Source organism: Lunatimonas lonarensis, assembly GCF_000390185.1.
Lineage (GTDB): Bacteria > Bacteroidota > Bacteroidia > Cytophagales > Cyclobacteriaceae > Lunatimonas > Lunatimonas lonarensis.
Genome location: NZ_AQHR01000054.1, coordinates 71,970 through 79,912, shown reverse-complemented (window position 1 = coordinate 79,912; position 7,943 = coordinate 71,970). Strand labels below are relative to the sequence as shown.

The 7,943-nt window shown below is 44.0% G+C and carries 9 protein-coding genes; 4 read left to right on the top strand and 5 right to left on the bottom strand.

Annotated features, from left to right (window positions below):
- Positions 1–47: 47 nt before the first annotated feature.
- The gene (locus ADIS_RS09250) at positions 48–542 is read left to right on the top strand and encodes a PmeII family type II restriction endonuclease (protein WP_262493039.1); all 495 of its coding nucleotides are present in this window, start codon (positions 48–50) and stop codon (positions 540–542) included.
- A gap of 9 nt (positions 543–551) precedes the next feature.
- On the opposite strand, the gene dcm is transcribed toward ADIS_RS09250, so the two are convergent.
- Both dcm and ADIS_RS09240 read right to left on the bottom strand, forming a co-directional pair.
- Complete coding sequence (gene dcm, locus ADIS_RS09245; RefSeq protein WP_010854197.1) at positions 552–1,784, bottom strand: DNA (cytosine-5-)-methyltransferase; 1,233 nt, start codon at positions 1,782–1,784, stop codon at positions 552–554.
- Between the two features lie 311 nt (positions 1,785–2,095).
- On the bottom strand, positions 2,096–2,467 hold the full coding sequence (locus ADIS_RS09240; RefSeq protein ID WP_035805360.1) for a DUF2116 family Zn-ribbon domain-containing protein: 372 nt from the start codon (positions 2,465–2,467) through the stop codon (positions 2,096–2,098).
- A 193-nt stretch (positions 2,468–2,660) separates the two neighbouring features.
- Between ADIS_RS09240 and ADIS_RS09235 the strand changes: the two genes are divergently transcribed.
- On the top strand, positions 2,661–3,008 hold the full coding sequence (locus ADIS_RS09235; protein WP_035805359.1) for a single-stranded DNA-binding protein: 348 nt from the start codon (positions 2,661–2,663) through the stop codon (positions 3,006–3,008).
- Positions 3,009–3,140: 132 nt separating this feature from the next.
- Here ADIS_RS09235 and ADIS_RS09230 read toward each other — a convergent pair whose 3' ends face one another.
- Positions 3,141–4,127 (bottom strand): aldo/keto reductase, encoded by a 987-nt coding sequence (locus ADIS_RS09230; RefSeq protein WP_010854193.1) that lies wholly within the window; start codon positions 4,125–4,127, stop codon positions 3,141–3,143.
- 121 nt (positions 4,128–4,248) lie between these two features.
- On the opposite strand from ADIS_RS09230, the gene ADIS_RS09225 reads away from it, so the two are divergent.
- Positions 4,249–4,545 (top strand): Dabb family protein, encoded by a 297-nt coding sequence (locus ADIS_RS09225; protein ID WP_010854192.1) that lies wholly within the window; start codon positions 4,249–4,251, stop codon positions 4,543–4,545.
- Positions 4,546–4,573: 28 nt separating this feature from the next.
- Here the strand turns inward: ADIS_RS09225 and hslV are convergent, their stop codons facing one another.
- Together hslV and ADIS_RS09215 are read right to left on the bottom strand one after the other, a co-directional pair.
- Positions 4,574–5,116 carry an ATP-dependent protease subunit HslV gene (hslV, locus tag ADIS_RS09220; RefSeq protein WP_010854191.1) on the bottom strand — a complete coding sequence of 181 codons (543 nt, stop codon included), beginning with the start codon at positions 5,114–5,116 and terminating at the stop codon, positions 4,574–4,576.
- A gap of 91 nt (positions 5,117–5,207) precedes the next feature.
- Positions 5,208–6,863, bottom strand: coding sequence for a pyruvate dehydrogenase complex dihydrolipoamide acetyltransferase (locus tag ADIS_RS09215; protein ID WP_010854190.1), 1,656 nt, complete (start codon positions 6,861–6,863; stop codon positions 5,208–5,210).
- Between the two features lie 122 nt (positions 6,864–6,985).
- On the opposite strand from ADIS_RS09215, the gene ADIS_RS09210 reads away from it, so the two are divergent.
- Positions 6,986–7,942, top strand: a complete 957-nt coding sequence (locus ADIS_RS09210; RefSeq protein ID WP_010854189.1) for a YheT family hydrolase — start codon at positions 6,986–6,988, stop codon at positions 7,940–7,942.
- Position 7,943 lies beyond the last annotated feature (1 nt).

The following is a 7,943-nucleotide window of genomic DNA, read 5'->3' as shown; positions in this document are numbered from 1 at the left end:
TTTTTTAACTTAACCTCTGGTACCATTTTAGGGGAGTATTATAAATTTTGGGTTCTTCGATTAATACCTCATTTGGAATGAAAATCCAAAGTTTGATAAGCTCCCTTTTCCAAGGTTTAGGCTCAACAACACAAGGTATAGACATTGAATTTATTGATGCCATTGACGGGCGAAAGAAATATTGTCAGTTAAAAGCTGGGCCTAACACAATAAATCACGATGATGTTACAACTATAATAAATCACTTCAACGGTGTAAGGGCTTTAGCCAGAACAAATAATCTTAATGTTGGAATAAATGATATGGTTGTTGGAGTTGTTTATGGGGAATCAGAAGAAATAAGCTCTCATTATCGGAGAATTGGAAATACATATCCAGTAATCATAGGGAAGGATTTTTGGCATAGGCTAACTGGGAAAGATGATTTTTATTTTGAATTGATTGATGCAATAGGTGAAGTCGCATTAGAGGTAGATGGAAGTAAGGTCGTCGAACAAACAATCAAAACTTTAGCTGTAGAAATCGTAGAAAAGTACAAATGAACAGTCCCTCTACTTTCTGACACTGTATAATTGATTCAAAAACTTTACAATCGAATAGCCGACCTCTGTGCCTAAATTAACAGGGACAGCATTTCCAATTTGTTTGTATTGTTGAGCCATAGAACCCTCGAAGACCCAATCATCAGGAAAAGTTTGGATACGAGCATATTCTCGGACTGTGAAAGGTCGGGTTTCTTCAGGGTGACATCTTTCCGTTTGTTTTTGAGCAGGACTACAAGTTAAAGTTAAACAAGGCTCATCCCAACCAATACGCCTTGCAATTCCAGTTTTTCCTCCACCTAAATGAAAACTACCACCCATAAATTCTTTTTGAATATCAAGCGGTAAGTCACGCCAATATCCTTTTTGCGGTACTAGATCCAAAACTTCTTTTTTGCTCTGCGGGTACTTTGCACCTGGAGACTTTGGAACATTGGTGTCGTAAAGTTCGCCTTTTTGTAAGGCATCTTTCAAATTATAGATTTTATTGTGTGGTTTAGGATATTCATACTTCAACTCTATGTCTTTTCTAACACCAACCAGTATCAAACGCTCACGTTTTTGTGGCACTTTATAGTTAATAGCTTTTAAAACTTGAACAGGGACAACATTATAGCCAATTTCATCTAAAATTGAAATCATTCCTTGCAAAGTTTTTCCATTATCATGACTGAGTAAACCACGGACATTTTCTCCGATACAAATTGGTGGGTTAACTTCTGTGACAACCCTTGCAAACTCATAAAACAAAGTTCCTCTTACATCAGCAAGTCCCAGTTTTTTGCCTGCATAACTAAACGCTTGACAAGGAAAACCTCCAGTTACAACATCAACGGAATTATGATATTTTTTGAAGTCAAAGTCTTTAATATCACCCTCCAAGACTTTCCAGTTTGGACGATTTTTTCGCAAAGTTTGACAAGCCCACTTATCAATCTCATTCAATGCGACACATTTCAATCCGGCTTTTTCCAGACCCACAGCCAAGCCACCCGCTCCAGCAAACAGTTCTAGGACATTATATTCATTATTCGGTTCAACATAGTTAGAAACAGTATCTACCACATCGTGACTGAAAAAATCAGCAAAGAGTGTTTCGACTTGTTCTCGCTTATAAACACGATAATTACTCATAGGCTCACGGACAGCGGATAGTTTACCCTCCCTATCCCAACGTCTAAGTGTTTCTTTGCTTTTACCAATAAGTTCAGAGGCTTCGGACAGCGACAAATATTCCTTCATAACCAAGTTGTTTAACCTTATACAATGGTTACAAATTTACAACTAAAAATGAAACAGACAACTACCAGAGAAAAAAACAACGAACGCTCAACCTGCAAGGCTAAAACGAGATGGGTCGCTGTAGAATTTCCGGGAAGACGGGCTTGTTAAGCTCATCGTTTTCCTGCCTCATAAAGCGAGTAATAACTCGTTTTGAAGCTTCGCGCATTCCATGAAGTTTTGTGGTAAAAACAGTCACCTTGGCCAAACGCCATCCAGCTACCAGCACCCAATAAGCCAAAGGGTACCCGCCCTACAGTTTCGCGTAAGCCTTAAACAGACTTTTGCCTTACGATCAGAAACCAGTCGTTGTCGAGTTTGAGGTATCCGTGATCGTAGCAGTACCCGTAGATGTTACCTTTTTTGTTGGTATAGGTGTGGGTGAGGTATTTGAACTGAAATCCCTCCTCGATAAGTTTTTGTTTGGTGGTCTTGATGGTATCGTCCCGGTCTCCGAGTAGTGCCGCCAAAATATTCCGGTTTTTTTTCAACGCGTTATTGATATTGCGTATCACCTTGGAGTTGGATGCCGTCCGTTGGTTATTGAAGGCGTTCCTGCAATAGTCATCGCAAAATTTTTTGTCGATCCTTCCCTGTATTGCTTTTCCGCAGCTTAAGCATGCTCTTAGTGGTAGTGTGTTCATAAAAATAGGTTTTGGAATAAAAAGAAGAGGGAATATAAGTAAAATTATGGATTTAACAAACGTTTGTAAACGTTTTTAATCGGATAGAAACGAAAAACATACGGATACCGGGATGTTGGTTTAGCAATTTTGTACTGTTCGTTTTCGACGAATGTTAAACAAAACATTTACTAAACCTTAAATCCTTACAATTATGAATGCTCTAAGAAACAAAGTACAGTTGATCGGACGCTTGGGCGCAAAAGCAGACTACCGCACGCTAAACACAGGCACAACCATGGCAAGGTTTAGGCTGGCTACCAACGAATCTTACAAAAATGCGAAAGGCGAACGGGTGGATGAGACCTACTGGCATTCCCTGGTAGCTTTTGGAAAGGCCGCGGATATCATCCATAAATACACCGACAAGGGATCTGAAATCGGCATTGAGGGGAAACTCGTCAGCAAGTCGTATGAAGATAAAAGTGGAGAAAAGAAATTCGTAACCGAGGTACAGGTAAGCGAGGTTTTGCTGATGGGAGAGCGTGTATCCAAAAGTTGATAGGATAGGCAATTCTAATGGAATTTTTGAATGGTTTTTTAGTTTAGGTTTCGCTCAACGAAAGTATTTTTTCAAAAATAGAAGAACGTCATCGCCCCGGGTATGAATACCGGGGCGATGTGTTTTCTTTTTCTACCAAAGCGGATGAATGTCTGCTTTTAAGTACTTTTCATAGATGCGTTCCACTGCCTCCATTTGGTCGGTGCTTAACGCGGGAAGTTCTGAAGCGCGTATATTTTCCACTACTTGTTCCGGCCTGGAAGCCCCGGGGATAACCGTACTTACTTCTGGAAACATCAAAGTCCATCGTAATGCGTGAGCGGCGAGCTTTGTGTTCGTTCCAAACACTTGTCTTAGTTCCTCTACAGCCCGCAAACCCAGCTCATAGGGCACGCCAGAGAACGTTTCTCCTTTGTCAAATGCCTGTCCCTCTCGGTTAAACGTCCTATGGTCTGCCGGGTGGAACCTACTGGACGCGTCCATTCCTCCGGAAAGTAGTCCACTTGCGAGGGGTACCCGAACGATTATGCCACAGTCTTTTTCTTTAGCCAATGCGAAAAAGCGCTCTGACGGCTTGAGTCGAAACATATTGAAGATAATCTGGACGGTTGCCACGTTCGGATAGGCCAGAGCCTTCTCTGCTTCGGCAACCTTCTCTACACTAACTCCAAGATGGCGAACCTTTCCTTCCTCTTTCAGCCTATCAAAGAGTTCGAATATCTCTGGCCTATCGTAGACTGGCGTAGGGGGGCAATGCAGCTGGATAAGGTCTATCGTGTCAAGCTGCATGTTTTTAAGGCTTGCTTCTACGTATGAGCGGAGCACTGTGGGGGTGTAGCCTTCATTTACATGGGGTTGTATCTGTCTACCGCATTTCGTGGCAACAAAGACGTTTTCGGGGTGGTGCTTGATTGCTTTTCCGACAGCCGCCTCACTGAGTCCGGCATCGTAGACGTCGGCTGTATCGATAAAATTGACCCCGGCATCGAGCGCGGCTTGGATGATTCTTTCTGCTTTTCGCTCGTCAAAATCCTGACCCCAGCCTCCGCCGACCTGCCAGGTGCCGAGGGATATCTCCGATACGTCGAAGTTGGTTTTTCCCAGTTTTCTGTATTTCATTTGAAAAGGTTATTCTGTTTTGTTGTTTATAGGGTGGAAATGGTATTGCCTTTCTTCGTAAGGTTGAATTTCGCTATATTTGAATCTGTAAATCATCATAAAACTCCCTAACTATCAAAATATGATCGTACATCAAGTGTTTTTTTGGCTTCACAATCCTGATACAGACCTGCAGCCTGTGATGGATGGGTGTCGCAAGATCGGGTCAGTTTCTACTGCAAAGGACTTTAGCGTAGGCGTCCCCGCCAAAACGGAAAAAAGGGACGTTATCGACGACAGCTATCACATTGCATTGACGGTATATTTTGACAGTATACCTGACCACGATGTATACCAAGAACATCCAGATCATCTTCAATTTATTGCCGATCACAAAGCCAAATGGGCAAAGGTACAGGTATACGATTTCGAAGTTTAAACGGCAAAGGCCGGCTGCTTGCCGGCTTTTACGCTTTTACTTTTTCTATAATGATATTGTGATTGGTATAGATACAGATATCAGCAGCTATTCCCAGGCTTTCCCGTACCATTTCTTCCGCATTAAGTTGTGGGGCGTATTTTTTTAGTGCCCTTGCCGCGGACTGGGCGTACATGCTTCCGGAACCTATTGTGGCGATTCCCATATCCGGTTCTATTACGTCGCCGGTTCCAGAAATTATCAGTATATCTTCTGAGTCCGCGACTACCATCATGGCTTCCAACCGGCTAAGCATACGGTCTGTGCGCCACTCCTTCGCAAGTTCCACGGCAGCTCGCTTCATACTGTTGCCATAGGCAGCCAGTTTTTCCTCAAATTTTTCCAGTAGGGTGAATGCGTCCGCGGTGGAACCGGCAAAGCCGGTCACGATCTTCCCGCCTTGTAGTTTTCGGATTTTATTGACGCTGCTTTTTGCAACCGTGCTGCCCATCGTTGCCTGTCCATCTGCGCCGATGACTACTTCGCCATTGTGTTTGATGGCGACAACGGTAGTGGATTTTATCTTTGTCATTGGGGTTTTTTCACTAGCTAAATCAAACATTTCTTGAAAAACAAAAAGTCCTAGTTGTTAGGACTTTTTATAGTGTGAGTAGGATGGCGGATCAGATCAAGATACGGACTGGATCCTCCAACAGGTTTTTGAGTGTGATCAGAAATGCAGATCCGACGGCACCATCTACCACCCGGTGGTCGCAGGATAACGTAACCTTCATGACGTTTCCTATCTTCATTTCACCATTTTTCACCACCACGGTCTCTTTTATACCGCCCACTGCAAGGATACATGCATCGGGCGGGTTGATAATTGCCGTGAATTCGTCGATCCCAAACATGCCCAAATTGGAAATGGTGAAGGTATTTCCCTCCCAATCTTTCGGCTGCAACTCTTTGTTTTTGGCTTTCCCTGCCAGCGTTTTTGCTTCGTTTGATATCTGTGACAAGGACTTGGAATCTGCAAAGCGAATTACAGGCACCAACAGGCCTTCTTCTACAGCTACTGCCATGCCTATGTGCACGTGATCGTTGTACCGGATTTTATCTCCCAGCCAAGATGAGTTGGCCTTTGGGTTTTGTTTTAACGCCACCGCGCAGGCTTTTATAACCATGTCATTGAAGGAGATTTTTACCGGAGCTACTTCGTTCATGCTCTTACGCGCCTCAATAGCCTTATCCATGTTGATTTCCATGGTCAGGTAGAAGTGGGGCGCGGAAAATTTGCTTTCTGCCAAGCGCTTGGCGATAACCTTACGCATTTGGGAAACTTTTTCCTCCTTGTAGGACTCCTGTCCGATGGCAGCTCCTACCGAAGCTTCATTGGTTTGAGTCGGTTTTACAGAGGCTGGATCGAAGTTTTCCACGTCTTTCTTGATGATCCTGCCATGGTCCCCACTACCTTTTACGAGGGAGATGTCCACGCCTTTTTCTTTTGCGATCTTTTTGGCCAGAGGGGAAGCTTTAACCCGACCGTTTTCGGATAAAGGGACGTTAGTTGCAGGAGCGGATTCCTTCTTTTCCTCTTTTGAAGGAGCAGGAGATGCTTGGGACTTGGGAGCCGTCTCTTCCTTTTCTTCCGAGGATCCTTGTTTTGTTTTTTGACTATGGGCCTTTAACAATGTTTCAAAGTCGGCACCTTTTTCACCGATAACAGCTATGACGCCATCCACTTCGATCGAATCGCCCGCTTCTACCCCTATGTATAGGAGGGTACCGTCTTCGTAAGACTCCAGTTCCATGGTGGCCTTATCCGTCTCTACCTCTGCGAGGATATCCCCACTTTTTACAGTATCGCCCACTTTCTTGAGCCAAGCGGCGATGGTTCCCTCCTGCATGGTATCGCTCATTTTTGGCATCGCAATAATAGTAGCGGATATACCCGAAACGTCAATTTTTTCGGAGGGTTCTTCTTTCTCTTTGGTTTCTGCTTTTGAGCTGGCCTTTTCTTCGTTGGCGGGTTCTTTTGGAGCAGAGGAACCGGATTTTCCACCTGCCAAGTCTTTTAACAACTCATCTATATTTTCGCCTTTTTCGCCCAGTATGGCGATTACTCCGTTTACGGGGACAGCGTCTTTTTCCTCCACCCCGATATGGAGCAGTATTCCTTCTTCATATGATTCAAGCTCCATGGTGGCTTTGTCGGTCTCCACCTCAGCTAAAATATCTCCGGGTTTAACTTCGTCACCAACTTTTTTCAACCATTGTGCGATCACCCCTTCTTCCATGGTGTCGCTCATTTTGGGCATTCGTATTATCTCGGCCATAAGTTAATTTTTCGAATTCTAAATTTCCGCAAGCCAAAAATAGTTCTTAAAATATGTTTATTCAAATTTAATAATAGTATTTTCACCACGGGAGGCGGGGGGGCTTCTCGCAAACAATTGAAATGCCTGTAGTAAAAAATCAAAATTATGTGCACCCCGAACTACTTTTAGGGGGGCACCTTCAAACGATTGTTCCGTCCCTTTTCCGAAAGGTGCCGCGATTACCCTTTGAAAGAGAAAGGATTAGTACGCCGGACGGTGATTTTCTCGATTTGGACTGGCTGAGGCGTGGTTCCCAAAATCTGGTAGTGATCAGCCACGGTCTAGAGGGCAATAGCCAACGACCCTATATGGTGGGCATGGCGGATTTTTTTTCCCAAATGGGCTACGACGTTCTCAACTGGAACTTCAGAGGGTGCAGCGGGGAATTGAATCTTCAGCCTATATTCTATCACTCAGGTGCCACCTATGATCTGGAAATTGTCGTGCGGCATGCCTGTAAAAGTTACCGGAATACGTTTCTCATTGGCTTCAGTCTAGGAGGCAACCTCACCTTGAAATTTCTGGGTGAAAGCGATCCGGAAAAGTATGGGATACGAAAGGCGGTGGCTATTTCGGTTCCCCTAGATCTTGGAGATTCTGCCGATAAGCTGTCAAAGCCGGGCAATTGGCTTTATAGCCAGCGATTTCTGAAGACGCTCAAGGGAAAGGTAATCGCTAAAGCCAAATTGTTTCCCGATCTTTTATCCACTAAAGGATTGGATAGGATATCGACCCTTAGGGGGTTTGACGATAGGGTTACAGGGCCTTTGCATGGTTTTAGGAATGCCAGTCATTACTACGAGAGTTGCTCATCGATTCGCTACTTGGATCAGATTTCGGTTCCGGTATTGATCCTAAACGCGCTCAATGATCCTTTTTTGAGCAAAAGTTGCTTTCCCGAAAAACTTGGGCGCTCACTAAAAAACGTATTTATGGAGTTTCCGTATTTTGGAGGACATGTGGGATTCAGTCCGCGGCAGAGCGGTCAGCCTTACTGGTCTGAAAAAAGATCCTTCGATTTTATCCATTTCGATTAAA